The 26,940-nt window shown below is 66.1% G+C and carries 17 protein-coding genes; 14 read left to right on the top strand and 3 right to left on the bottom strand.

Going from position 1 to position 26,940, the window contains the following annotated elements; genetic code table 11:
* The 11 genes from LC092_RS02805 to LC092_RS02755 all read left to right on the top strand — a co-directional run bounded on the left by LC092_RS02805 (position 1) and on the right by LC092_RS02755 (position 14,674).
* Complete coding sequence (locus tag LC092_RS02805) at positions 1-456, top strand: RT0821/Lpp0805 family surface protein (RefSeq protein ID WP_224804825.1); 456 nt, start codon at positions 1-3, stop codon at positions 454-456.
* A 140-nt stretch (positions 457-596) separates the two neighbouring features.
* The gene (locus LC092_RS02800) at positions 597-2,006 is read left to right on the top strand and encodes a hypothetical protein (protein ID WP_224804823.1); all 1,410 of its coding nucleotides are present in this window, start codon (positions 597-599) and stop codon (positions 2,004-2,006) included.
* Positions 2,007-2,087: 81 nt separating this feature from the next.
* A complete protein-coding gene (gene ccmI / locus LC092_RS02795; protein WP_224804821.1) occupies positions 2,088-3,242 on the top strand; it encodes a c-type cytochrome biogenesis protein CcmI in 1,155 nt (384 codons plus the stop codon).
* Between the two features lie 52 nt (positions 3,243-3,294).
* Positions 3,295-3,732 carry a cytochrome c maturation protein CcmE gene (gene ccmE, locus LC092_RS02790; protein ID WP_224804819.1) on the top strand — a complete coding sequence of 146 codons (438 nt, stop codon included), beginning with the start codon at positions 3,295-3,297 and terminating at the stop codon, positions 3,730-3,732.
* A gap of 161 nt (positions 3,733-3,893) precedes the next feature.
* The gene (locus LC092_RS02785) at positions 3,894-5,870 is read left to right on the top strand and encodes a heme lyase CcmF/NrfE family subunit (RefSeq protein WP_224804817.1); all 1,977 of its coding nucleotides are present in this window, start codon (positions 3,894-3,896) and stop codon (positions 5,868-5,870) included.
* Between the two features lie 11 nt (positions 5,871-5,881).
* Positions 5,882-6,370 carry a cytochrome c-type biogenesis protein gene (locus LC092_RS02780; protein WP_224804815.1) on the top strand — a complete coding sequence of 163 codons (489 nt, stop codon included), beginning with the start codon at positions 5,882-5,884 and terminating at the stop codon, positions 6,368-6,370.
* A gap of 131 nt (positions 6,371-6,501) precedes the next feature.
* Positions 6,502-7,746, top strand: coding sequence for a bifunctional alpha/beta hydrolase/OsmC family protein (locus tag LC092_RS02775; RefSeq protein WP_224804813.1), 1,245 nt, complete (start codon positions 6,502-6,504; stop codon positions 7,744-7,746).
* A gap of 176 nt (positions 7,747-7,922) precedes the next feature.
* The gene (locus LC092_RS02770) at positions 7,923-9,446 is read left to right on the top strand and encodes a Do family serine endopeptidase (RefSeq protein ID WP_224804811.1); all 1,524 of its coding nucleotides are present in this window, start codon (positions 7,923-7,925) and stop codon (positions 9,444-9,446) included.
* Positions 9,447-9,614: 168 nt separating this feature from the next.
* Positions 9,615-10,295: a response regulator transcription factor gene (locus LC092_RS02765; RefSeq protein ID WP_224804809.1), complete on the top strand. Its 681-nt coding sequence runs from the start codon at positions 9,615-9,617 to the stop codon at positions 10,293-10,295.
* Positions 10,279-11,730, top strand: coding sequence for an ATP-binding protein (locus LC092_RS02760; RefSeq protein ID WP_224804807.1), 1,452 nt, complete (start codon positions 10,279-10,281; stop codon positions 11,728-11,730). The genes LC092_RS02765 and LC092_RS02760 overlap by 17 nt, the downstream gene beginning before the upstream one ends.
* A complete protein-coding gene (locus LC092_RS02755; protein ID WP_224804805.1) occupies positions 11,690-14,674 on the top strand; it encodes a bifunctional [glutamine synthetase] adenylyltransferase/[glutamine synthetase]-adenylyl-L-tyrosine phosphorylase in 2,985 nt (994 codons plus the stop codon). The genes LC092_RS02760 and LC092_RS02755 overlap by 41 nt, the downstream gene beginning before the upstream one ends.
* Positions 14,675-14,697: 23 nt before the next feature.
* Here the strand turns inward: LC092_RS02755 and LC092_RS02750 are convergent, their stop codons facing one another.
* From LC092_RS02750 to LC092_RS02740, 3 genes are all read right to left on the bottom strand, one after another.
* Positions 14,698-17,067: a PAS domain-containing sensor histidine kinase gene (locus LC092_RS02750; protein WP_224804803.1), complete on the bottom strand. Its 2,370-nt coding sequence runs from the start codon at positions 17,065-17,067 to the stop codon at positions 14,698-14,700.
* A 236-nt stretch (positions 17,068-17,303) separates the two neighbouring features.
* Positions 17,304-19,949 carry an aminopeptidase N gene (gene pepN, locus LC092_RS02745; RefSeq protein ID WP_224804801.1) on the bottom strand — a complete coding sequence of 882 codons (2,646 nt, stop codon included), beginning with the start codon at positions 19,947-19,949 and terminating at the stop codon, positions 17,304-17,306.
* Positions 19,950-20,068: 119 nt separating this feature from the next.
* Positions 20,069-20,896: an alpha/beta hydrolase gene (locus LC092_RS02740; RefSeq protein ID WP_224804799.1), complete on the bottom strand. Its 828-nt coding sequence runs from the start codon at positions 20,894-20,896 to the stop codon at positions 20,069-20,071.
* 226 nt (positions 20,897-21,122) lie between these two features.
* On the opposite strand from LC092_RS02740, the gene LC092_RS02735 reads away from it, so the two are divergent.
* The 3 genes from LC092_RS02735 to LC092_RS02725 all read left to right on the top strand — a co-directional run bounded on the left by LC092_RS02735 (position 21,123) and on the right by LC092_RS02725 (position 26,922).
* Positions 21,123-22,958, top strand: coding sequence for an adenylate/guanylate cyclase domain-containing protein (locus LC092_RS02735; protein WP_224804797.1), 1,836 nt, complete (start codon positions 21,123-21,125; stop codon positions 22,956-22,958).
* 164 nt (positions 22,959-23,122) lie between these two features.
* Positions 23,123-25,018, top strand: coding sequence for a dipeptide ABC transporter ATP-binding protein (locus LC092_RS02730; protein WP_224804794.1), 1,896 nt, complete (start codon positions 23,123-23,125; stop codon positions 25,016-25,018).
* On the top strand, positions 25,015-26,922 hold the full coding sequence (locus LC092_RS02725) for an ABC transporter substrate-binding protein (protein ID WP_224804793.1): 1,908 nt from the start codon (positions 25,015-25,017) through the stop codon (positions 26,920-26,922). Before LC092_RS02730 ends, LC092_RS02725 begins: the two co-directional genes overlap by 4 nt.
* The last annotated feature ends 18 nt before the right edge of the window (positions 26,923-26,940 follow it).

The following is a 26,940-nucleotide window of genomic DNA, read 5'->3' as shown; positions in this document are numbered from 1 at the left end:
ATGAACGCGTTCAGGCTTGTGCTGGCTGTTGGCTTTGCTGCTCTGGCTGCCGGTTGCGCCAGTTCGCAGGGCACCGGCACAACCGGACCTGTTGTCGTCGGGGACGGCCTGTTCGGCAGTGCGTTCAGCGCGTCCGCTGTTCCCCAGTCGGAAGCCGACCGGGCTCTGGCGGATCTTCTCAAGACCGAAACCGGGCAGGCGATGTCCGATGCGGACCGCCGCGCCGCCGCCACCGCGCTGCGTGGCGCGCTCGCTGTCGATCGTACGGGCGAGACCGTGGAATGGCGCAACCGCACCAGCGGCGCCAGGGGCCGGGTCGTTACCGGACCGAACTACCAGGTGAACAACATCGTTTGCCGCGATTACACGCATATCATCCTGATCGACGACCGCGAGAGCTCGCTGCGTGGCGCCGCCTGCCGGGGCGAGGCCGGCACCTGGCAGCCGATCACCTGACGCCTGTGCCGCAGCCCGTCGGCTGACGCTCCGGCAAATTCCGAGCGCGCACCGCCGGAAGCCCGTGCCAACACTTGTTTAATCCTTTTCTGCGACCGTTCCGCCGAGTTGTAATTACGCCTGTGTTGCGAGCGGACCCAATGCCTGACCGGCATCAACTGACGTTAAAGATCAAGTCCTATCTGGACGCGCTGTCTCCGCGCGCGATCCGGACGTTATTGCGCAGTCTCGAGCACGCGCGCTCGCAGGGCTCGGACGACCCGCATCTCGACCTGATTCTCGATGCCTGCCTGAATGCCGTGCGCACCGCGGACACGCTGGTGCTCGACGGCGAACCGCGCGGCGGACGGCTGCAAAGAGCGTTCTATCGACCGATCGAGGACCTTCTGGCGAATGAGGGTCTGTCCGGCAAGGTGCCGGGCCGGATCAACCGCTCCAGTCTTCCGCTGATCTGGACCTGGATGTCCCGCGACCTTGCGCCTAAGGCGTTCGGGTCCGCCGAGGAGGTCTCCATGCGCATGGAGACCGAACCGCAGACCGTTGAAACCCTTGCGGAGGACCTGCGCGAGCAGGCGATGCCGCTGGTCGCGGAAACACTGGCGGAAGCGCACTCCAGCGACAGGGTTCACCAGAAGATCGCGATGCTTGTCGGCGGCGAACGGGCACTGCGCGACCTTCACGATATTCTCGCAGCCTTCAACGCGCGGCCGTGGCTCGACGGGCTTCGCGAAAGCCTGCCGGTCCGCCTCACGGAGTGGGATTTCAAGGCGGGAAGTCCCTCGCTCTTGCGGATCAAGGCGGTGATGGACCGGCATGGCGAACAGGCGCCGCTGATTGCCTCCATCGTGCTGAGCCGCGTCGAGATTGCCGACACGCTGCTGGCGCTGACGGCGAGCCTTGCCGGCTCCACCTCGATCAAGAAGATGGCCGCGTCGCCCTATGCGATATTCGCCGAAATGGCGTTCTCCGAAGCCGAACGCTTCTCGGCGATTGCCTGCGGAGCCTGTTCGAACGCCGAACTCGCGGAGGCGCTGAACGCCTATTGCCGGCTGATGAAGACCATCGATCGCCACTACGACCTTGCCGAATCCGGCACATGGCAGCAGCGGATGGCGGTCACCCGCCGCTCCGTCTCCGCCCTGGTCACGCGGGAACTGGAAGCCATGACCGGCAGTGTCCGGCGTGCGCTGCTGGTCCCCAGGCTCGACGAGGCGGGAGAGCCGAAAACCGACACCGCGGCCATCGAGGAGGCGCATCGCGGCATGATGCTGCTCGACAAGATGCGCGACGCCGCCGACAGCCTCGCGGTGAACGAGATCACCGCCCGCACCCGGACCGCCCTCGATCAGTCGCTGGAAATCAAGACCCGCGCGCTGCTTTCGGAGCTATCGCAAAAGGCCGGCGCCGAGCGAAAGGCCCATCTGGTGGCCGTCGATGCGGCGATCGGCCTGTGCGAAAGCTATTTCGGCAAAGAGTATGCCGATCAGCTGCGCCGCAGCCGCAAGGCCGCGCTCGCGACCGAACCCAAGAAGCAATCCGCCGCGAGCTGATCCGGCGCACCCACCCGCGACGCCCTGTCACAGTCCGGTTTTGCTTGCGGAACGTCGCAAGTCGCGGTCTATATGCCCGTCATGATGATTTGGATTGTGTTCTCCGTTCTGGCGGTTGCAGCGGCGCTTTCGGTGCTGGTTCCCTTGTCGCGTTCCGGTCGGGAGCAGCGCGAAACCGCGGCCTATGACGTCGAGGTTTACAAGGCCCAGCTCGGAGAGGTCGACCGCGACCTCGATCGCGGCCTGATTTCCGAGGAGGCCGCGGAGGCGGCACGCACGGAAATCGCCCGCCGGCTGATAGCGGCCGGTGGCGCAGGGGAAGAAGCGCCGGACACGCCGACGGCGGACGCCGGCTCGCGTCCGCGCGCGCGCATCGGCCTTCGGGTCGCTCAGGCGCTGGCGCTCGTCGCGGTGCCGCTTGGAACCATCGGCCTCTACTCGGTCATCGGCTCGCCGGATGTTCCCGACCAGCCGCTTCAGGCCCGTCTCCAGGAACCGGTGCAGAACCGCTCGCTGCCGGATCTCGTTGCCAGGGTCGAGCAGCGGCTGGCCGAAGAGCCGTCCGACGGGCGCGGATGGGACGTGATCGCGCCGGCCTACATGCGGCTCGGGCGCGCGGAGGATGCGGCGGCGGCCTATGCCGCGGCGATCCGCATCCTCGGATCCACCGAGCGCCGGGAGACCGACCGCGGCGAGGCGCTGGTGATCGCCAACAACGGCATCGTCGGCGCGGAGGCCCGGGCGGCCTTCGAGCGCGCCGTGGCGCTGGACCCGAGCGCGATCAAGCCGCGCTTTTTTCTCGCGCTCGCCCTGACCCAGGAAAACCGCAAGGACGAGGCGATCGCCGCATGGCAGGCGCTTCTCGACGAGGCTGAGGGCGGGGAGGCTTGGGCCGAGGCGGTTCGCGTCGAACTGGCGAAACTCGGCGTCGAGACCGCACCGGCGGTGGCCGCCGCGCCGGGGCCGAACCGGGACGACATCGCCGCCGCCGCCGAGATGACCGCCGAGGACCGCTCGGCGATGATCCGCTCGATGGTCGACCGGCTCGACACGCGCCTGTCCGAGGAGGGCGGTTCGACCGACGAATGGCTGCGTTTGATGCGCGCCGTCGCGGTGCTCGGCGATGCCGACCGACTGCGCGACACGGCGACACGCGCTGAAGAGGCGCTGAAAGAGGATCCCGCGGCCGTGGCGCAGGTGAAATCCCTCGCGCGCGAGCTTGGCGTCGGATCATGATGTTTCGAACGGGGCGTGGGGGCTTCGATGATGGGATCGCACCGGGACTGACATGACGCGCAAACAAAGACGCCTTACGATGATCGCCGCGGCCGGCAGCGTGCTTGCCGTTGCCGTCGGCCTGATCCTTTTCGCCCTGAACGACCGGATCGTGTTCTTCCAGAGCCCGAGCGATATCGTCGCCGGCGGGCTGCCGGATGGCCAGCGGATCCGCCTCGGCGGGCTTGTGGCGGAAGGCAGCGTGCAGCGCGGCGAGAACGCGCAGGTGCGCTTCTCCGTCACCGACACGGTCGAGACGGTCGACGTTGTCTATGTCGGGCTGCTGCCCGACCTGTTTCGCGAGGGGCAGGGCGTCGTCACCGAAGGGGTGCTCACCCCGGACGGGATCTTCAGGGCCGACAATGTGCTGGCCAAGCACGACGAGAACTATATGCCCAAGGAAGTCGCCGATGCGCTCAAGGGCAAGGGCGTGTGGCAGGGCGAGCAATAGGCGCGATGCCGGGCGCGTGAATTGACCTCGACGGGGGGCTGCGCCACCGTTGCCGTGCGGCCGATGCCGCAAGGGGAGGTTGACCTTCCGCCCGCCGGAAGCCCTAGACTTGATGCCGACCGCAGACGCGCGTGATCCGAGAGCTGGAAGGATGGACCGGAATGATTGTTGAAGTCGGACATTTCGCACTGATTCTCGCGTTCGTCCTGTCCCTCGTCCAGTCGGTGGTTCCGATCTGGGGCGCGCTGCGCCACGACCAGCGGATGATGGCCGTCGCACCGCCCGTGTCGGCGATGATGTTCCTTCTGGTCGGGATTTCCTTCGCCGCGCTGATGATGGCCTATGTCACGTCGGACTTCTCGGTTCTGAACGTCGTGCAGAACTCCCATTCGGCAAAGCCCGACCTCTTCAAGATCACCGGCGTGTGGGGCAATCACGAGGGATCGCTCCTGCTGTGGGTTCTGATCCTCGTGCTCTTCGGTGCGCTCGTGGCCGCCTTCGGCCGCAACATTCCGCCCGAGTTACGGGCGACGACGCTGGGTGTGCAGGGCTGGGTGACGGCCGCCTTCCTGCTGTTCACGCTGGTCACCTCGAACCCCTTCATCCGTGTGTCGCCGCCGCCGCTGGAGGGGCAGGACCTCAACCCGATCCTTCAGGACATCGGCCTGGCGATCCATCCGCCGCTGCTCTACGTCGGCTATGTCGGCTTCTCGATCACCTTCTCCTTCGCCATTGCGGCGCTGATCCTCGGGCGCGTCGATGCGGCCTGGGCGCGCTGGGTGCGCCCCTGGACGCTGCTTGCCTGGCTGTTCCTGACGCTCGGCATCGCCATGGGCTCCTATTGGGCCTATTACGAGCTCGGCTGGGGCGGCTACTGGTTCTGGGATCCGGTGGAGAATGCCTCCTTCATGCCCTGGCTTGCCGGCACGGCGCTGCTGCATTCCGCCATCGTCATGGAAAAACGCGGCGCGCTGAAGGTCTGGACAGTCCTGCTTGCGATCCTGACGTTCTCGCTGTCGCTGCTTGGCACCTTCCTGGTGCGCTCGGGCGTGCTCACCAGCGTGCATGCCTTCGCAACCGACCCGGCCCGCGGCACTTTCATTCTCGGCATCCTGGTCGTCTTCATCGGCGGATCGCTGGCGCTCTACGCCTGGCGCGCGCCGCTTCTCAAGCAGGGCGGCCTGTTCGCGCCGGTCAGCCGCGAGGGCGCGCTGGTGCTGAACAACCTGCTCTTGACGGTCGCGGCCGCGGCCGTCTTCGTCGGCACGCTCTATCCGCTGGCCCTGGAGGCGGTTACCGGCGAGAAGATCTCCGTCGGACCGCCGTTCTTCAACCTCACTTTCGGCCCGCTGATGATCCCGCTCCTGCTGGCAATGCCCTTCGGGCCGCTGCTCGCCTGGAAGCGCGGCGACATCTATGCCGTGTCCCAGCGCCTTTACGGCGCCTTCGGCCTGACCCTGCTGGCAACGCTGATGGTGGTGTGGTTCCAGGGGCCGCAGCAGATCCTGGCGGCCCTTGGCATCGGCGCCGGTGTCTGGGTGATCGCCGGAGCCGTCGCCGAAATCCTCTCGCGTGCGCGGTTCGCCGATGTCGGCATGTCGACGGGGTTCCGGCGGCTCTTCGGTCTGCCGAGCTCCGCCTGGGGCGCGGCCTTCGGGCATATCGGCATGGGCGTCGTGATGCTTGGCATCGTCGCCACGGAAGCCTTCCAGGAAGAAAAGGTCCTGACGATCCGTCCGAACGAGACCGTGACCATTGGCGATTACGAGCTTGCCTTCGGCGGACTCGTGCGTCGCACCGGACCGAACTACATCGACGACGTCGGTCATTTCGATATCTTCAAGGGCGGTGTGAAGGTCGCGGAAGCGGATCCGGCCAAGCGGCTCTACACAGCGCGGCGCATGCCGACGACGGAGGCCGGCATCGTGACCTTCGGCCTGTCGCAGGTCTATGTCTCCATCGGCGAGGTTCACGCCGACGGCGGTGCCGATATCCGGCTCTATCACAAGCCCTTCGTGACACTGATCTGGCTCGGCTGCCTGGTGATGGGTTTCGGCGCCGTGTTGTCGCTGTTCGACCGCCGCCTCAGGGTCGGCGCCCCGCGCCCGGCGCGCATGCGCGCCGTCCCGGCGGAATAGGAGCAGTGACAATGCGCAACATCGTTCTCGCGATTCTCGCCGGGCTGGCAATTGCTCTCGCGGCCTTGCCGGCGGGGGCCGTTGCCCCCGACGAGATCCTCGACGATCCGGTGCTGGAACAGCGCGCCCGAGACCTGTCTGCGAACCTGCGCTGCATGGTGTGCCAGAACCAGTCGATCGACGACAGCGACGCGCCGCTCGCCAAGGACCTGCGCGTGCTGGTGCGCGAGCGGCTTGTCGCCGGCGACAGCAATTCGGAAGTGATCGACTATCTGGTGGCGCGCTACGGCGAGTTCGTCCTGCTCAAGCCCCGCTTTTCCTGGAACACGGTCCTGCTTTGGGCGGTGGCGCCTCTCGCCCTTTTGGTGGGCGCGGGGACGCTGCTGGTCGCGGCGCGACGGCGCACGCGCACGCTGGCGACGACGCGGACCACATCGCTCAGCGATGCGGAACAGGCGAAACTCGACCGCATTCTCGCCGAACAGGCCGACGGACGCTGAGGGGGGTCTTGCGCATGTCGCCGCGCGCCGGGGCGATGGCGCGCAAGCCTCCGGCTCGACATTTCGAAGGCGCCGTCCCACATGACGGGGGCGGCGCCTTATTGCTGCGCCAGAAAACCGGGGATGCGTGAATGACTGCCAAGCCGATCCGACTGACCTTTGCCGGACATGCGGGAGCCGAGCTTGCCGCCCGGCTCGATCTGCCGGACGGCCCCGTGCGGGCCTATGCGCTGTTTGCGCATTGCTTCACCTGTTCCAAGGATGTGGTCGCGGCGCGCCGCATCGCGCAGGCGCTGACGGCATCGGGCATCGGGGTGCTTCGCTTCGATTTCACCGGCCTTGGCGGGTCGGGGGGCGACTTCGCCTCCACCAATTTTTCCTCCAATCTCGCCGATCTTCTGGCGGCTGCGGACTTCCTGCGGTCCAACTACGAGGCGCCGAGCCTCCTGATCGGCCATTCGCTCGGCGGCGCGGCGGTGCTTGCCGTTGCTGCCGATATTCCCGAGACTGTGGCGGTCGCCACCATCGGCGCGCCGGCGGATGCCGATCACGTGGTCCACAATTTCCATGCCGATCTCGAGACGATCCGCCAGGACGGACAGGCGGACGTTACGCTTGCCGGGCGCAGCTTCACCATCGAGCGGCAGTTTCTCGACGACCTGTCGCAGCACGCGGTGCGCGACCGGGTGGCACGGCTCGGCAAGGCGCTTCTGGTGCTGCATGCCCCGCGCGACGAGGTCGTCGGCATCGACAATGCGACGGCGCTTTTCGTGGCCGCCAAACATCCCAAGAGCTTCATCTCCCTCGATACCGCCGACCATCTGCTGAGCGATCCCGGTGATGCCGCCTATGCGGCGGATGTCATCGCCGCCTGGGCGAGCCGCTATCTCGCGCCGGCCGAAAGCCAGGCCGACGACAGCACGGCGGAGGGGGTTGTCGTTACCGAGACGGGGCAAGGCAAGTTCCAGGCGCTCGTGCGGGCAGGCACGCATCGCTTGCTGGCCGACGAACCGGAAGACGTCGGCGGCCTCGACAGCGGGCCGTCTCCTTACGACTATCTCGCGGCCGCGCTCGGTGCCTGTACCGTCATGACGCTGCGCATGTATGCCGAGCACAAGGGCATCGAGCTGGAGCGGATCGGCACGACGGTCCGCCATGCCAAGGTTCACGCCAAGGATTGTGCCGACTGCGCCGAGGATGCCCGCGCCCGTGGCGGCCGGATCGACCGCTTCGAGCGGATCCTGCATCTCACCGGCGACATCGACGCGGAGACCCGCGCCCGCCTGCTGGAGATCGCGGACAAGTGTCCCGTTCACCAAACGCTGGAGGCCGGCGCGGCCGTTGTCACGCAGGATGGGGATGCGGCCGGGGACTGACACGGCCGCTTCTCTATCCGTCGGGCGGTGGTGGCCTGCCAACATTACCAAAGCTTAATCGCTTCGACAGGCGGCTGTAAGGCGACATGGTCCATATCTTCAGGTGACACCCGGGCAGCCACTTCCCCTCAGGCCGGCCCGGCTTGATGTTCCTGACCAAGACGTGGAGACCAAACATGTCGACCAAGAAAATTCCCGCAGCCATTCGCCGTCTGCCGCGCGGTGGGCGCAGGGGCCTCGTCGTCGGTGCGCTGGCGCTCGGCCTTGCCGGCGGCCTGACGGCGCAGACCGTCGTGCCCGGACAATTCGCCCTTGCCGACCCGGTGCGGGTCGACGCCGCCGCGCCGCAGAGCTTCGCGCCGGTCGTCGCGGCGGTGAAGCCCGCCGTCGTCAGCGTCCGCGTCACCTCCGACCGGACCCCGCGCATGATGTCCTCGCGCGGGCGGGGCATTCCGGGCTTTGAGGATCTGCCCCGCGATCATCCGCTTCAGCGCTTCTTCCGGCAGTTCGGCGGCAAGCCGGGCGGCGATGACGCGCGTCCGCAGCGCCGTGCCTCAAGCCAGGGCTCGGGCTTCTTCATCTCCGAGGACGGCTATCTCGTCACCAATGAGCATGTCGTGGCCGGCGGCAGCGAATTCACCGTGGTCGGCGACGACGGACGCGAGTATGAGGCGCGGCTGATCGGCACCGACGAGCGCACCGACCTGGCGTTGCTCAAGGTCGATGCGGATACGGAGTTCACCTATGTCGAATTCGCCGAGGAGGCCCCGGTGGTCGGCGAATGGGTGGTTGCTGTCGGCAATCCCTTCGGTCTTGGCGGATCGGTGACGGCCGGTATCGTCTCGGCTCGCGGCCGTGACATCGGCGCCGGTCCCTATGACGACTTCATCCAGATCGATGCCCCGGTGAACCGCGGCAACTCCGGCGGTCCCGCCTTCAACACCAAGGGGCAGGTCATCGGCGTGAACGCTGCGATCTTCTCGCCGTCGGGCGGCAATGTCGGCATTGCCTTCGCCATTCCCGCGTCGACGGCGACCAACATTATCGCCGACCTCAAGGACGACGGAACGGTGGTGCGCGGCTGGCTCGGCGTACAGATCCAGCCGGTATCCGCCGACATCGCCGAAAGCCTCGGCCTCGAGGAAGCCAAGGGCGCCATCGTTGCCGAGGCCCAGGCCGACAGCCCTGCGCTGCAGGCCGGGATCGAGTCCGGCGACACCATCCTGACGGTCGACGGGGAGGCGATCGACGGACCGCGTGAGTTGGCCCGCAAGATCGCCGGCTATCCGCCGGAGACCGTGGTCGAGCTCGGCATCTGGCGCGACGGCCGCAAGCAGAGCGTCGACGTGACCCTCGGTCGCCTGCAGGAAAAGGCCAGCGTCACCGCGGCGGTCGAGCCGACCGGCGAGGCAACCGCCTTCGTCGACAGCCTCGGCCTGGAACTGGCCTCCGCCAGCAAGGTCGGCGCGGGCGAGCGCGGTGTGGTGATCACCGATCTCGCGAACGACAGCGCGGCCGCGGAGAAGGGCCTGAAGCGCGGCGACGTGATCCTCGAGGTCGCCGGCAAGCAGGTCGACGCTCCGGGCGATGTGGCTAGTGCCGTGCTCGGCGCCAGCGAGGGAGGCCGCAAGGCCGTCCTGATGCGGGTGAAGAGCGAAAACGCCACGCGCTTCGTGGCGGTCCCGGTCGCCCGCGGCTGACGCGGGTCCTCAAGGGGCGAAAGCCGGCGCCACCCGGCGCCTGAAACGCAACGAAGCCCCGGACCGGTGATACGGTCCGGGGCTTTGGCGTCGCGGGCGCGCGATTAGACCGCGCTCCCCGACGGTGATATGCAAGCAACCGCTGCGCAACGCGATGTGAAGAAGCCGATGCGAATCCTGATTGTCGAGGACGATACCGAAGCCGCCAACTATCTCGCCAAGGCCCTGCGCGAGGCCGGCCATGTGGTCGACCACGCGGCCGACGGCGAGACCGGTTACGAACTGGCGTCCTCCGCACCCTATGACGTTCTGGTGGTCGACCGGATGCTGCCGCGCCGCGACGGTCTCTCGATGATTTCCGGCCTGCGCGCGGACGGCAATCACACACCGGTCCTCGTGCTGTCGGCACTTGGCCAGGTCGACGACCGGGTCACCGGACTGCGCGCCGGCGGCGACGACTACCTCCCCAAACCCTATGCGTTTTCCGAGCTTCTCGCCCGCGTCGAGGCGCTTGGCCGGCGCCCGCGCCAGCAGGACATCGACACCAGCTATACCGTGGGCGACCTGACGCTCGACCGGCTCACCCACACGGTCACCCGCTCGGGCCGCGACATTCCGCTTCAGCCGCGCGAGTTCAAGCTGCTGGAATACCTGATGCAGAACGCCGGGCAGGTGGTGACCCGCACGATGCTGCTGGAACATGTCTGGGAGTATCACTTCGATCCGCAGACCAATGTGATCGACGTCCACGTCTCGCGGCTTCGCGCGAAGATCGACAAGGATTTCGACCGCCCGCTTCTCCATACGGTGCGCGGCGCCGGGTACACGATCCGTGACACCGCTCGCTAAATTGTTTCGCACCACGGCCATAAAGCTTGCGCTGATCTATCTGGCGGCGCTTTCGCTCGCCTCCGGCGCGGTGATCGTCTATTTGTCGCAAAACACGGCGACGGTGCTGCGCGAGCAGATCGTCGAAACGGTGGATGCGGAGATCGTCGGCCTGGCCGACCGCTACCGCATCGCCGGCATTCGCGGTCTGGTCGCCTCCGTCGAGGCGCGCTCGAGGCGGCCCGGCGCAAGCCTTTATCTCGTCACGGATTTTGCCGCCAACCAGCTCGTCGGCAACGTCGAGGGACTGGACGAGCGCGTGCTGGCCGGCGAGAGCGGCGAGCTGCAGCGGGTGAGCTACACGCCGCTCGGCGGCGGCGACAAGCGCGAGGCGCTCGTGCGGGTGTTCCAGCTTTCCGGCGGCTTTCGCCTTCTGGTCGGGCGGGATCTGCAGGAGCAGCAGTATTTCCGCTCGCTGCTGGTCGAGGCGATGCGTTTCTGGCTGCTGGTGCTTGCCGGTCTCGGTCTGGTGACCTGGATCTACGTCAGCCGGCGCGTGCTCAAGCGCATCGACGCCATGGCGGCGACCGGCCGGCGGATCATGTCGGGTGATTTGTCGGAGCGGTTGCCGGTGGAGGGCACCGGCGACGAGTTCGACCGCCTGGCAATCGGCCTCAACACCATGCTGGAGCGCATCGAGGCGCTGATGCAGGGCCTCAAGGATGTCTCCGACAACATTGCGCACGACCTGAAGACCCCGCTGACGCGCATGCGTAATCGGGTCGAGGAGGCGCTGCGCCAGCAGGATGCGGATGCGCCCGCGCGCGCGGCGCTGGAGGCGACGATCGAGGATTGCGACACGCTGATCCGCACCTTCGACGCGCTCTTGCGCATCGCGCGCGTCGAGGCGGGGTCTTCTGATGCCGTCCAGGAAACCTTTGACGCGGGCACTCTCATCGCCGAGGTTGGCGAGCTCTATGCCCCGGTGGTCGAGGATCAGGGAGGCCGGCTTGAGCTGGACGCCGGCACGGGGATGACGCTTTGCGGAAACCGCGAGCTGCTGGTGCAGGCTTTGGTGAATCTCATTGAAAATGCGTTGAAATACGCTCAAAACCCGGATGACGGCGGTGTCAGGGTCGCGCTTGAGGGATACAGGGACGGCGACACGGTGGTGCTTGCCGTTCGCGATTTCGGAACCGGGATCCCGGATGCCGACAAGGAGCGCGTGCTGCACCGCTTCGTGCGGCTGGAGAAGAGCCGCAATGCACCGGGGTCCGGGCTCGGCCTGAGCCTCGTGTCCGCGGTCGCGCGGCTGCATGGCGGGCGTCTGGTGTTGGCGGATGCGCATCCGGGATTGCGTGCGGAACTGCGGCTGCCGGCTGGCGGGGCATCCGGGAAACGGGGAAACGGGGTAGATGAGCGTGACGGGCGAGCAGACGGACGCACAGGCGGCTGACGACCAAACGGCGGGCGAACGGTCTCTGATCGAGGCGCTGACCGTGGAACCGGCACCGGCCGACCGACAGGCCGGCGAGGTCATTCTGGCCGATCTCGCGCCGGCGCTGGAGGCGATCGCCGATGCCGGCTTGCAGGACCGCGCCCGTGCTTTTCTGGCCGGGGCGCTCTCCAATGCGCCGTATCTGCGCGATCTCGCCTGTTCCGATCCCGAGCGCCTTGCGACCATCCTGACCACGCCGCCGCGTCAGCGCGCCGAACGCCTGATCGCGGAGGCGCGCGCGCTCGACGTGGACGACGAGGCGGGTCTGATGCGTGCGCTGCGCGATCTGAAAAAGGATCTGGCGCTGACGCTCGCGCTCGCCGACATCGGCCAGGCGATCGATCTCGATGCGGTGACCGGCGGTCTCAGCCGCTTTGCCGATGCGGCGCTGACCGCCGCGATCCGCTTCTGCCTGCGTGATTTGGAGCGCCGCGGCCGCTTCGTTCCCAAGGATGCGATGCGCCCGGAGGAGGGCTCCGGTTTCGTCATTCTGGCGATGGGCAAATACGGCGCCTTCGAGCTGAATTACTCCTCCGACATCGATCTGATCGTGCTCTACGATCCGGATCTGGCGCCGATGGGGGGCGGGGCGGAAGCTCCGGTGGAATTCGTCCGCCTGACCAAGCGTCTGGTGAAGATCATGGGTGACCGCACGGCGGATGGTTATGTGTTCCGCACGGACTTGCGGCTGCGTCCCGATCCCGGCGCGACGCCGCTCGCCATGTCGATCCCCGGCGCGCTCGTCTACTATGAGAGCCTGGGTCAGAACTGGGAGCGCGCCGCGCTGATCAAGGCGCGGGCCTGCGCCGGCGACATTTCCTGCGGCGACGCCTTCCTGAAGGAAATCGTGCCCTTCATCTGGCGCAAGTATCTCGATTACGCCTCGATCGCCGACGTGCATTCCATCAAGCGCCAGATCCATGTGCACAAGGGACACGGCGAGATCGCGGTCGCCGGCCACAACGTGAAGCTCGGGCGCGGCGGCATCCGCGAGGTCGAGTTCTTCGCCCAGACCCAGCAGCTGATCGCAGGCGGCCGGATCACCGAACTGCGCGGGCGGCGCACGCTCGACACGCTCGGCACGCTGGCGGATCTCGACTGGATCACGCCGGACACGCGGGACGAACTGGCCGAGGCCTATGTCTATATGCGCAACGTCGAGCACCGTATCCAGATGGTGAACGACGAGCAGACCCATATCCTGCCGGCGGACGAGAGCGCCCGCGCGCGGGTGTCGCGCCTGATGGGCTACACCGACCTCACGGCATTCGAGACCGATCTGCGGACGCGGTTCAAGACGGTCCAGCGGCACTATTCGGCGCTGTTCGAGAACGAGCCGGAGCTCGCCTCCGACCTCGGCAACCTCGTTTTCACCGGCGACGACGACGATCCCGAAACATTGGAAACGCTGAGCGGGCTCGGCTACGCCCGGCCGAAGGAGGCGGCGAAGATCATTCGCGCTTGGCATTTCGGGCGCTATCCGGCGGTGCGCTCCTCCAAAGCGCGCGAGCGGCTTACTGAGCTGCACCCTGTGCTGATCGCGGCATTGGCAAGCACCGACAATGCCGATCAGGCGCTGATTTCCTTCGACGGGTTCCTGTCCAAGCTGCCTGCCGGCGTGCAGCTGTTCTCGCTGCTCAGGTCGAACCCAGAACTGCTGCGCCTGCTGGCGACGGTGATGGGCGCGGCGCCCCGCCTCGCCGAGGTCGTCTCCAAGCGCGTGCATGTGCTGGACGCGGTTCTCGATCCGGCCTTCTTCGGCGCGATGCCGACCTCCGAGGAATTCCGGGCCGGCCTTGCCCGCACGCTGGACCTCGCGCGCTTCTATGAGGATGCGCTCGACCGTGCGCGCATCTTCGCGCAGGAGCAGCAGTTCCTGATCGGCCTGCGGCTCCTGTCGGACACGTTGACCGCCCACCAGGTCGGCGAGGCGCTGGCACGCCTGGCCGAGACGATCATCGAGGGCTTGCTGCCGTATGTGATCGCTCATGTGGCGGAAAACCACGGCCGGCTGCCCGGCGGGTCCTGGGCGGTTCTCGCCATGGGCAAGCTCGGCGGCCGGGAAATGACGGCCTCCTCCGATCTCGACCTGATCCTGCTCTACGATCACCCGGACGAGACCGCCCAGACGGACGGGTCGCGCCCGCTGGCCGCCAGCCAGTATTACATCCGCCTGACCCAGCGACTGGTGTCGGCGCTCTCCGCACCGACGGCGGAAGGGCTTCTCTACGAGGTCGACTTCCGGCTACGCCCGTCGGGCAACGCCGGTCCGCTCGCCACCCGTCTTGCGTCCTTCGAGGCCTATCAGGCCAAGGAAGCCTGGACCTGGGAGCATATGGCGCTGACGCGGGCACGGGTCATCGCCGCCTCCTCGGACGCCTTCGCGGAGCGCATTCATGCGTTGATCCGCGAGACGCTGGCGCGGCCGCGCGACGCGGCGAAGGTGGCGCAAGAGGTGGCGTCGATGCGCGCGCGCATCGAGGCGGAGAAGGGCACATCCGACATCTGGGACATGAAGCAGGTTGCCGGGGGGCTGGTCGATATCGAGTTCATCGCGCAATTTCTGCAGCTCGTGCATGCCGAGGCAGATCCCGGCGTCCTCTCCCAGACCACGGAGACGGCGCTGGAAAACGCAGCCCGCGCCGGTTTTCTGTCCGCCGGCGATGCCGAGGTACTGTTGCCCGCCATCCGTCTCTATCACGCCCTGACCCAGGTGCAGCGCCTGACCCTCGACGGACCGTTCAAGGCGGACGCCGCGCCAAAGGGCGTCCGCGACCTTCTGGTCCATGCCGGAGAGGCACCGGACTTCAGCCATCTGGAACATCGGTTGAAGGATTGTCAGGACGCGGTCAGGCAAACCTTCGCGCGGATCGTCGGACCGGTGGAGAAGGCGGGCGACTGAACCGCCGCGCGCGCTCTCGCAATTCAGGCCGCCGGCAGCTCGACCGGCGGTGTCGCCGGGCGACGGACCGGCAACGTCACGGTGACGCAGGTGCCCTTGCCGACGGTCGACTGAATGGCCATCGACCCGCCGTGCAGCTTGATCAGCGACTGGGCGATCGCCAGCCCGAGGCCCGAGCCCTTGTGGGTCTTGGTGAACTGGTTCTCGACCTGCACGAAGGGCTTGGCGAGGCGCACGATGTCGCTCTGCTTGATGCCGATGCCCGTGTCGCGGATGTCGACGACGATCTGCGCGATATCGCCCTTGCCCGAATGCTGGGCGGAGAGACTGACAGCTCCGCCATCGGGCGTGAACTTCACGGCATTCGCCAGCAGGTTCAGGAGAACCTGCTTCATCGCCCGGCGGTCGCCGTTCAGCAGGAGATCGTCGGCCGTCTCGGTGGTGACGGAGATGTTCTTCTCGTCGGCGGCCGAGGCGATGATCCGCGAGACGTCGCTGACGACGGCGCCGAAATCCATTTCCTCGTACTTCAGCTCCAGCCGGCCGGCCTCGATCTTCGACATGTCGAGAATGTCGTTGATGACGTTCAGCAGGTAACGGCCGCTGTCGTGGATATCGCTGCAATACTCGCGGTATTTGTCCGATCCGAGCGGGCCGAACATGCCTTGGTCCATGATCTCCGAAAAGCCGATGATCGCATTGAGCGGCGTGCGCAGCTCATGGGAAATATTGGCGAGAAATTCGCTCTTCGCCTGGTTGGCCTCTTCGGCCTTGGTCTTTTCTTCCGAATATTTCTCGGCAAGCTCGACGAGCTGCTGGGCCTGGATCTCGAGCTTCTGGCGGGACTGGCGCAGGTCGGCGACGGTCGCCATCAGCCGGCGCTCGCTTTCCATCAGCTTTTCCTCGTGCCGCTTCAGCGCGGTGATGTCGGTGCCGACCGACACGAAGCCGCCGTCCTTGGTGCGGCGCTCGGAGATCTGCAGCCAGCGCCCGTCGGCGAGATGCGCCTCGTAGCTAGAGGAGGGGTCGGATCCGTCGCTGCCGATCGTCGGGCTGGCGGAGACCACCGTCTGGCGGGCGCTCGACATCACCTGAGCATAGGGCGTTCCGGCCTTGATGGCGGAGTTCGGCAGATTGTGCAGCGTCTGATAGTTGGAGTTGCACATCACCATCCGGTTTTCCGTGTCCCACAGGACGAAGGCCTCGGAAATCGTCTCGATGGCATCGCGCAGGCGCAAGTCCGCTGTCCGGCTTTGCTCCGCCAGCTGCTTCTGTTCGGTGACGTCGATGCAGATGCCGATCAGATGCGGTTCGGAGATGCCCGGTTCGCTCTGCACCTGGGCGCGGGCGCGCAGCCATACCCATTCGCCGTTGGCGTGGCGCATGCGGAACTGCTTGTCGACGGTGGTTTCCCCGGTCTCCAGCAGCGATTCCGCGAGATCGTAAAGGTCGATGTCGTCGGGGTGGGTCAGGGCGGAGATCTCGGAGAAGCCGAGAATGTCGTCCCGCGGCGGCATGCCCAGCATTTCATAGAGCGAGGCCGACCAGAAGATCCGTCCGCGCGACAGGTCCCAGTCGAACAGGCCGCAGCGGCCGCGGTTGAGCGCGAGGTCGATGCGCGCGCGTGTCGCCGCGTAGATCTGGTCCGCCTGCTCGGCCCGGGTTGCCTGGGCGAAGAAGGCGTAGATCAGGATCAGCATCACCGTGGCGGTGCCGACGAAGAGCGTGACATTGGCCGAGACGCCTGCGCGCCACTCGGCAAACAGCATGTCCTTCGACTGGATGAGCGCGACCATGCCGAGACGTCCGTCCAGATGGTGCACGGTGGCATAGGCCTCGTCATCCGTGTCGGCGGCGATCGTCAGTACGCCGGCACGTGCGCCGAACACGGTCAGCGGCTGGCCCACGCCCAGAAGGTCGGACAGCGGGCGGCCTTCGAGGTCGGAGCGCAGCGGCGCGGTGGCAACGATGCGGCCGTCCTTGTCGGCCACCAGAATGCGGCGGGCGTCGCTCGTGGCGCGCGGCGGCAGGCTGTCGGCAAGCGCCGCCTGCAGTGCGGTATGGAACCCCTGTTCCGGCAGGTCGGCTTCCTCGGCGCCGAGGCGGGCGGCCAGGGTCGTTGCGATCATCGTGAGGTCGTCGCGCGCCCGCTGGTCGGTCTCTTCATGCTCGTAAGACAGGGTGAGGGCGCGATAGGTGGCGAGCGTGGCGATGAAGACGACGCAGAGAACGGGAATGGCGCGGCGAAAGAACGGTTCTGCGGTCAGGAGACGCTGATAGGCCGGTTGGGCCAGCAGGCGAATGTGTCCGGTCAGCGACTGGGCGTCGCGTTGTTTCCGAAGCAGCTCCGCGAATCGACGCGCGGACGCTGAACCTGCAAGGGCACGCGCCATCGTAATGGCTCCCGATGTTTCGATGTATCCGCAACGAGAACGCGACAGGCGTTCGAATCAACTTTATTTGAATCGCATTCGTTGATTTTGTCCAGAGCTGGGCAAGAAAAATATAGTTAATCAAAGGTTAATGCATCGGTCTTTAAACACAACTATCGCGAGTCTGGTCTTGGCCGGGGCGGTGGAGACGGCAGAGGCTTGTTGTCCGCCGTCTCCGGGCCTTTGGCCGCCCGCTGTTATTGCAGGCAGCGGTCGACGATATCGCGCACGTCGGGCGACAGGTTGCTTGCCTGCGCCATGCACTCAAGCGTTGCCCGTGCCCGGGCGCGGCGGCCGGGCTCGAGCGCCCGCCAGGAGCGGAACGCCGACAGCAGCCGGGCCGCGGCCTGCGGGTTGCGCGTGTCGAGATCCAGCGCGAAGTCGGCGATGAAGTCGAAACCCGCACCGTCGGCGCGGTTGAACTGGCTCTGGTTCCCGCTGGCAAAGGCGCCGATCAAGGCGCGGACGCGGTTCGGGTTTGCCGCCGAGAAGCCCGGATGCGCGGTGAGCGTCTTGACCGCGGCCAAGGTCTCCTCGCGCGGCGCCGTGGCCTGCACCATGAACCACTTGTCCATGGCAAGCGGCGTGCGCGCGTGGCGGTCGGCAAAGGCGGAGAGCGCGTCCTCATATCCCGGAAGGCGTGCGTGCACGAGGACGGTGAGGGCGGCGAGCCGGTCCGTCATGTTGTCGGCCGCGTCGAACTGCTGGCGCACGAGGGCGTCATATTCGCCGCCGTGGGCATGGCCCAGATATTCGAGCAGGACGTTTTTCAGCGCACGGCGACCGGCAGCGGCCGCATCCGGCGCATAGGGTGCCGTCTCCTTCATGCCGTCGTAGATCCGCTTGATGGACGGTGCGAGTGCGGCAGCGAGCCCGGCGCGCATCTGCGAGCGGGCGAGGTGGATCGCCTCCGGATCGACATTGCTTCCGATCTCCCGGGCGATATCCGCTTCGCCCGGCAACTGCAGGCACAGAGCGCGGAAGGCGGGCTCGAGAGTATCGTCCGTCATGGTCGCCTCGATGGCGGCGGTCAGGCGCGGGTCGATCTCGAGCGGCTGCTGGCGCGGGCCGGCGAAGGTCTGCGCGATCAGGGTCTTGAAGACGACCGTCTGCAAGGCCTCCCAGCGGTTGAAGGCGTCCGCGTCATTTGCGGCGAGGAACAGGAGGTCGGTGTCGCCGAGATCGCTCTTCAGGGTGACGGGGGCTGAAAAGCCGCGCAACAGCGAGGGGACGGGACGGTCCGCAACGTCGTGGAAGACGACCTTCTGCTTCGGCGCGGTGATATGCACCACGTCGCCGGTCGTTTGCGCGCCGGTCACGGCCCCGTGCGAGAGCTCCGCCCCGGTCGGTCCGACGAGCCCGATCCGCACCGGGATGTGGAGGGCGGGCTTGTCGTTCTGCTTCGGGGTCGGCGGCGTGTGTTGCGCCACGGTGAGCGTCAGGCGCTGTTCATTCGCGTCATAGTCGCTGTCGATGCGCAAGGACGGCGTTCCGGCCTGCTCGTACCACAGCGCGAACTGGTTGAGGTCGCGGCCGCTCGCCTCCGCGAAACAGGCGAGAAAAGCCTCGATCGTGGTCGCCTCGCCGTCGTGGCGCTCGAAGAACAGATCCATTCCCTTGCGGAAATCCGCCGCACCCAGCACGGTCTTGAGCATGCGCACGACCTCCGCGCCCTTCTCGTAGACGGTGGCCGTGTAGAAGTTGTTGATCTCGTGATAAAGGCGCGGGCGCACCGGATGCGCCAGCGGACCGGCGTCCTCGGGAAACTGGTGCGACTTCAGCAGGCGCACGTCGGAGATCCGCTTGACCGCGCGAGACCGCATGTCTGCGGAAAACTCCTGATCGCGGAACACCGTGAGGCCTTCCTTCAGGCATAGCTGGAACCAGTCGCGGCAGGTGATGCGGTTGCCGGTCCAGTTGTGGAAATACTCATGCGCGATCACGGCCTCGATGCCGGCATAGTCCTGATCGGTTGCCGTATCGGGGTCGGCCAGCACGTATTTGTCGTTGAAGATGTTGAGGCCCTTGTTCTCCATCGCGCCCATGTTGAAATCGGAGACGGCGACGATGTTGAAGACGTCGAGGTCGTAGCAGCGCCCGAAGGTCTCCTCGTCCCAGCGCATCGACCGCTTGAGACTGTCCATTGCCCATCCGCAATGGTTCTCGTTGCCATGTTCCACATAGATGTTGAGCGCGACGTCCCGGCCTTCGGCGGTCGTGAAGCGGTCGCTGACGCAGGCGAGGTCGCCGGCGACAAGCGCGAAGAGATAGCTCGGCTTGGGATGCGGATCGTGCCAGATCGCATAGTGCCGGTCCGTTCCCGGCACCTCGCCCTGTTCGACCGGATTGCCGTTTCCAAGCAGGAGCGGCGCTTCGCTGGCCCGGGCCTCGATGCGGGTGGTGTAGACGGCGAGGCAGTCCGGCCGGTCGAGGAAATAGGTGATCCGGCGAAACCCTTCCGCCTCGCATTGCGTGCAATAGGTGCCGTTCGAGCGGTAAAGCCCCATCAGCTTGGTGTTTGCGTCCGGATCGAGCCGCGTTTCGATATCGAGCCGGAACGGGCCGTCGGGCAGCTTGTCGATCTCAAGCCGCGACGGGGTCGCGCGGTAGCGATCGGCGGCCAGCACCTGGCCGTCGAGCGCCAGCGAAACGAGGGTCAGTTCGTCGCCGTCGAGGATGAGCGGCGCGTCCGCCGGCGCATCGCCCGCACGGCGGATCGTCAGGCGCGCGGCGACCCTTGTGGCGCGCGGAGCCAGCCGGATATCGAGATCGACAGTGTCGATCCGGAAGCTCGGCGGGCTATAGTCCTCGAGGCGGACCGGGGCAGGGGTCTCCGTGCGCATCAATGGCTCCTTCTTGCGGCTCGCATCCTCGGGCGCGTGTGTCCGGCCGGTGCCGGGCGACGGGATGAGGCATGCGGCAATCGTGGTTTTGCGGGTCGGCCGCGTCGCTCCTCAGCCGCTCAGCAGATCGCTTTGGTCATGGCGACGAGGGTCTGCGTCAAATCGCTGTGCGGATCGGCCAGAGGGGCGATCACCGTGAAATGGTTGTCTGTCCCGCGAATATCGAGGCGCGTGTCGACGCCGCCGCGTCCCCAGATGTCGGCGATGATGCGGGACTGGCGGATGAACTCGCTGGATTCGCCGCCGCCGACGGCCGCAGTGAGATGGGTGCCGGACGGCGCCACCATGGCGAGCGGCGAGACGTCGATGGCTTCCTTGCGGTCAAGGCGCAGATTCGCGTTGAGCGAGGTATCGATCAGCGGCTGCAGGTCGAAGACCCCGGAAATCGACAGGCCCGCCGGCACCAGGCGCAGCGGCAGGCCGCGTTGCGCCCAGTCTGTGGCGAGCAGGGAGGCCGTCAGGTGCCCGCCCGCGGAATGACCGAAGGCGACAATCGGTTTGCGGTAGCGTTCCCAGATGTGGCCGGCCAGATGGCGGATTTCCTCGACGATGTCTCCGACGCGGACCTGCGGGCACAGGGTGTAATTCGCCACCGCGCAGGGAATGCCATGCGCCACGATCCCGCGGGCCATGTGGGAGAAGAAGGTGCGATCAAGCGCCTGCCAGTAGCCGCCATGCAGGAAGAGGGCTATGGCGCCGCCGCGGGGCATGCCGTCTTCGGGCAGGAAAAGATCGTAGGTCGTGCGTTCCGACAGCTCGTAGGGGATCGCCAGATCGCAATGCGCCTCGGCCCTGTAGGCGGCCGCATCCCGCTTCCAGCCCTCGATCAGCGCCGGATGCTCCGGCACAAGCGCCCTGTTGTTGTATTCCGCTTCGTAGTCGATCACGCCGGTGCTCCTGTTTCATCTGCCGTCTTACCTGCCCGTCGCCTGCGAGTACAGAGAGAGCATGCGCGTCCCCGACCCTTGCCCTCGCGTGACGGGCGGGGTCGCCGCCGTGCGTCTTTCCGGTGTAAGGTGCGTCTGATTTTCAAGACTGCACGGGCAGGAATCGACGCGCCGAATGATCAAGCGTTTGAGAAAATATGGGCGCTCCCGCGTGCGGGGGATCTCGATGACCGTTCTGGTGGGCGCCGCTTTCGGCGCGCTGCTGACCGTGTCCATGCTTCTCGTGCTCGGTCTTGCCGTGACCGCGAACGTTCAAAACACCTTCTCGCTCCTCAACGACAAGGCGGTCCTGGCCACCGGCGCTCTTGAACGGCAGGTGCGCGATCACCTCGATCTTGCGGCAAGTGCGGTCAACGGCTTGAAGACCCAGATGGACGACCGTCCGCTTGACGTCTCCGCCTATCCGGAGCTGCGCCCGGTGTTGCTCGCCGCCGTCAACGCCAATCCCGCCATTGATGTTCTGGTCGTCTCCCGCCCCGACGGCGAGGCCTTCGGCATCTACCGGTCGGAAACGGGAAAGCTCTGGCCGTTTCAGCGCCAGCAGGTGCCGGAAGTCGCATCGCGCTACAGTATTCCCGAAATCGGCATGGATGCGCCGGCGACCTGGGGCCCGCTGATGGAGTCCGACGGTGCGCTTTATGCGAATGTCACCGTGCCGCTCGTGCAAGAGGGACAACTGTCCGGCTATCTCACGGCCGCCGTCTCGACCGAGGAGATCGGAAACACGGTGCGCCAGCTCGACGACGGTCCCTTCGCGACCGTTTTCATCATTGCCGATGGCGACGAGGTCATTGCGCATTCGGACCTGGAACGTCTTCCGCAGATCGACGGCCGGCCGGCGATGTTGCCGGCGACGATCGAGGAACTTGGCGATGTCGCCCTTCAACGCCTCAGGACAAGCCCGCGCCTCGACAATTTCCGCCGCGCGAGCGCCGCCGGCGTCGATGTGCGTGATCTGGAAACGCCTGAGGACGGGCCCAACTATCTGTCCATGACCAAAACCATCGCCGGCTACGGTCCCGGTGTGTGGACGGTGGGCCAGTATTACGAGGCATCCAGCATCTCGCGCGAGGTGCGGCGCCTGTTCGGGTCTGCCGTGGTCGGGCTGGTGTCGATTGTGATTGCGCTGGGGCTGTCGATTCTTCTCGTGCGCCGGGCGGCGCGGCCGCTGTCGGAAATCGCTAGGCGCGCGGAACATGTCGGCGCACTCGACTTCGACCAGGTCGCTCCCTTGCCGAGAAGCCGGATCAAGGAGCTCGATCAGGTCTATCAGGCGTTCAACGCGATGGTGATCGGCCTGAAGGCGATGAACACCTATGTGCCGCGCAGCCTGTTTCGCAAGCTGATGCGCCTCGGTGTCGACAGCGCTGCCGTTGCCCAGGAGCGCGACCTGACGTGCATCTTCACCGACATCGTCGGCTTCACCTCGGTTTCGGAGCATCTCACGGCACCGGAAACCGCGCAGCTCTTGAACGACCATTTCGCTCTGCTGGTCGCGGCCGTGGAGGCCGAGGGCGGAACGGTGGACAAATTCGTCGGCGACGGCATGCTCGCTTTCTGGGGCGCGCCGGACGCGCGCGACGATCACGCCCTGGCCGCGACCCGCGCCTGCCTCTCCATTTCACAGAAGGTGAAGCTGGCAAACGCGCAAGCCGTCGAGGCTGGCGGCAAGCCGATCCGGCTGCGTATCGGCATCCACAGCGGTCGGGCGGTCGTCGGCAACGTCGGGGCGCTCGATCGCTGGAACTATACGGTCGTGGGAGATGCGGTAAACCTGTGCGAGCGCCTGCAGACCCTTGGCCGGGACGTGGCGCCCAATGCGGAGGTGGTGATTCTTGCGAGCGAGGAGACCGTTTCGCGGATCGGGCCGGTGGGCGCCGCATCGCTTGGCGCCTACCAGTTGCGTGGTCGCAGCGGAGCGGTCACAGTGTGGCGCATTGACGAGACCGCAGCGCCGGATGCTGTTGCAGAGCCGGCGCCCATCGGCCTTGCCGGTGAATGAAATGCACCGTCAATCGCAAGACATTCTTTTGTGATTTTCATCACTTGTCTTTAAAGTCGCCGTGACACTGTGTCGGTGAGGCTGGGGAGCCGACAGGACGCTTTTTGCAAGCGGTAGTCCGTTCCTCGCGCCAATGCGATTTCGCCGGGAGGAGGGCGGTTTACGTGGATGTGCTGACGGTCGACGATCTGAGCGTCGATTTTGTGACCCCGGAAGGACGCGCCCGCGCGGTGAACGGAGTGTCCTTTTCCGTGCCGGAAAACCGGACCGTCGCGCTTGTTGGCGAATCAGGGTCCGGAAAGACCGTCGTGTCGCAGACCATCATGGGTCTTTTGCCGGAAAAGGCGCATGTCACCGGCGGGCGCGTCCTGTTCCGGGATCCGGCGACCGATGGGGCGCCGGTCGATATCGCGCAGCTCGATCGCAAGGGGGCGACCTTGCGCGCCATCCGCGGCAACCGGATCGCCATCATCTTCCAGGAGCCGATGACCTCGCTGTCGCCGCTGCATACGATTGGCGACCAGATTGGCGAGGCAGCCCAACTTCATCGCGGCGCCGGGCCGGCGGAAGCGCGTGAACTCACCCGCGAAATGCTGAGCCTGGTCCGCTTTCCCGATCCCGTGCGCGGCCTGGATGCCTATCCCTTCGAGTTGTCGGGCGGCTTGCGCCAGCGCGCGATGATCGCCATGGCGATGATCTGCCATCCCGCACTCCTGATCGCCGACGAACCGACAACGGCCCTGGACGTCACCATTCAGGCGGAAATCCTGAAGTTGATGAAGGACGTCCAGGAAACCCTGAAGATGTCGATGTTGCTGATCACCCATGATTTCGGCGTGGTCGCCAACATGGCCGACGAGGTCGTCGTCGTTTACCACGGGCGGGTGATGGAGCAGGGCAGTGCCGCCCAGCTCTTCGGCAATCCGCAGCATGCCTATCTCAAGGCGCTGCTCAATGCGGTGCCGCGGTTCGGGATGGAGCCGGGAGAGCGGCTGGTTCCCATCCGGCCCATCGAGCCGCACGCGGAAGGGTTCTTGAAGAGCGGGCGCACCCGTGCGGCCACGCCGGGCACGCCGCTCGTTTCGCTCGCCGGCGTGACCAAACGCTTCGTGACCCGCAAGGCCGGGATGTTCGGCGGAAAATCCCACGCGCTGCTGGCGCTCGACGACATCAACCTCACGGTCAATCGCGGCGAATGCCTCGGGCTTGTCGGCGAATCCGGGTCCGGCAAGACGACGACCGCCAAGGCGATCCTGCGGGCGATCGAGATCGACGAGGGCGAGATCCGCTACGATGCCGGCGCCGGGCCGGTGGATGTCTCCAAACTCTCTGGCGCTGATCTTCTCGATTACCGCAAGCGGGTCCAGTTGATCTTCCAGGATCCGTTTTCCTCGCTCAACCCGCGCATGACGGTCAACGACCTGTTGTCCGAGCCGCTGGTCATCCACAAGGTCGGAACGCCTGAGGAGCGCGCCGAACGCGTGCGTGAATTGATGCGGCTGGTCGGTCTCGACGCCCGCTTCCTGCGCCGCTACCCGCATTCCTTCTCCGGCGGACAGCGCCAGCGCATCGGCATCGCGCGCGCGCTCGCGCTCAATCCGGAATTCATCCTCTGCGACGAGCCGACCTCCGCGCTCGATGTGTCCGTCCAGGCGCAGATCCTCAACCTGCTGAAGGACCTGAAGCGGGAACTCGGCCTGACCTATCTGTTCGTCAGCCACAACCTGGCTGTCGTCGACTATATCGCGGACCGCATCGCCGTGATGTGCCGCGGACGGGTCGTGGAAGTCGCGCCGACCCGCGAGCTGATCGAAAATCCGCTGCATCCCTACACGCGCGCCTTGCTCGATTCGGTCCCCGAGCCGGATCTCGACGCGCCGCTCGATTTCGCCAGGCTCGACGCGGGACGCGCGTCGGAGCCCGATGCCTGGCCGCACCCCTATCGACTGACCGACGGCATGGCGCCGACGCTTGTCGAAACGGAGCCGGGCCATTTTGTCTGCGCACCCGGCCTTGCCGGCAACGCCCCCCTTTCATCCGTCAAGGAGGCTGTATCATGAGCCTGGGCTTGAGGCTTTCCTCGACCATCGTGTCAATCGCACTGCTGACGTTCACGGCCCTCGGCACAGCCGCTTCGGCCCTTGACCTGAAGGAAACCCCCGGACTGGCGGAGCGTGTCGGCAAGGACCTGCCGCCGGTGGCGGAGCGGGTGCCGGCCGAACCTCTCGTGGTCGACCTTGAGGCGACCGGGCGCGAGATCGGCACGTCGGGGGGAGAGATCAACACCCTGATCGGCCGCTCGAAGGACGTCCGCCTGATCAACGTCTGGGGCTACGCGCGCCTCGTCGGATACACCGAGGACCTCGTTCTCGTTCCCGATCTCCTCAAGGATCTGGTGTCGGAGGATGATCGCCGCTTCACGCTGCATCTGCGTAAAGGGCACAAGTGGTCGGACGGCGCGCCCTTCACGAGCGAGGATATCCGCTTCTGGTACGAAGACATCGCGTTGAACCAGGAACTGCAGCCGGCCGGTCTTCCCGCCTTCATGCTGGCCGGCGGAAAGCCGCCTGTGTTCGAGGTGATCGACGAGACGACCGTGCGGTTCGCCTGGGACGCGCCCAATCCGCTTTTTGCCCCGGAACTGGCCAAGTCGCGTCCGCCGTTCATCTACCGGCCTGCGCATTATCTCAAGCAGTTCCACGCCAAATACGGCGACATGGACGAGATCGCCGAGCTTGCCGCCGCGCGCAAGCTGCGCAACTGGGCGTCGTTGTTCAACAAGATGGACGACATGTATGACGCCAGGAACCCGGATCTGCCGAGCCTGCAGCCTTGGCTCAGGCTGACGGACGATGGCGAGCGGCGTTTCGTCCTGGAGCGAAACCCCTATTATCACCGGGTCGATACGGCTGGAAACCAGTTGCCCTACATCGACCGGGTGATCATGACCGTCGCCGACGGAAAGATCATTCCCGCCAAGACGCAGGCGGGTGAGTCTGACCTTCAGGCGCGCAACATCGGCTTTTCCGACATCACGATCCTGAAGCAGGGCGAGAAGTCCGGAAAGTTCAAGACCTATCTCTGGCCGATCTCCAAGGGATCGGAGATTTCGATCCTGCCGAACCTGACGGTTGCCGACCCGGTCTGGCGCAAGGTGCTGCGCGATACCCGCTTCCGGCGCGCCCTGTCGCTCGGGATCGACCGCGACATGATCAACAAGGTGTTGTACCTGGGCTTCGGAAAGCCCGGAAACGATACGGTCCTGTCCAAGAGCCCGCTGTACAAGTCGCACTATCACGAGGCCTATGCCTCCTACGACCCGGACAAGGCCAATGCGCTTCTTGACGAGATGGGGCTGACCGAGCGCCGCAGCGACGGCACCCGGCTCTTGCCGGACGGCCGGCCGCTGGAGATCATCATCGAGGCGTCCGGGGAAAGCCAGGAACAGCTCGATGCGCTGGAGCTTGTCAGCGAGACGTGGCGCGGCATCGGCGTGCGCCTGTTCGCCAAGCCGAGCCAGCGCGACATCATGCGCGAGCGCGCGCTTTCGGGGCTTTTGGTGATGTCGGTCTGGTCCGGCTTCGAAAACGGCATTCCCACCTCCGAGATGCCGCCGGAGGACTTCGTGCCGGTTCGTGGCGATTTCCTGTCCTGGGCGCGGTGGGGCGACTATTACGAGACCGACGGCCTTACCGGTGAAAAGCCCGATTGGCCGCCGGCTGTGCGCCTGATCGAACTCTATGACTCCTGGCTCGTCTCGACCTCCAGGGCGGAGCGCGAGCGCATCTGGCACGAGATCCTGGAGATTCACGCCGAGGAAACGATCCATATCGGGCTGGTGTCCGAGGTGCGTCAGCCGGTGGTCGTGAAAAACCTCGGAAATGTGCCGAAGGAAGGCATCTACGGGTGGGACCCGGGTGCGCATTTCGGCATTCACCGCATGGATGAGTTCTTCGTGAAATGACGGGTTTGACACGCAACA

Origin of the sequence: Stappia stellulata (assembly GCF_020176715.1) — a bacterium.
In the GTDB taxonomy this organism is placed as follows: Bacteria; Pseudomonadota; Alphaproteobacteria; order Rhizobiales; family Stappiaceae; genus Stappia.
Note: the sequence above shows the minus strand (reverse complement) of the source record. Positions and strands in the feature narration are given on the sequence as shown.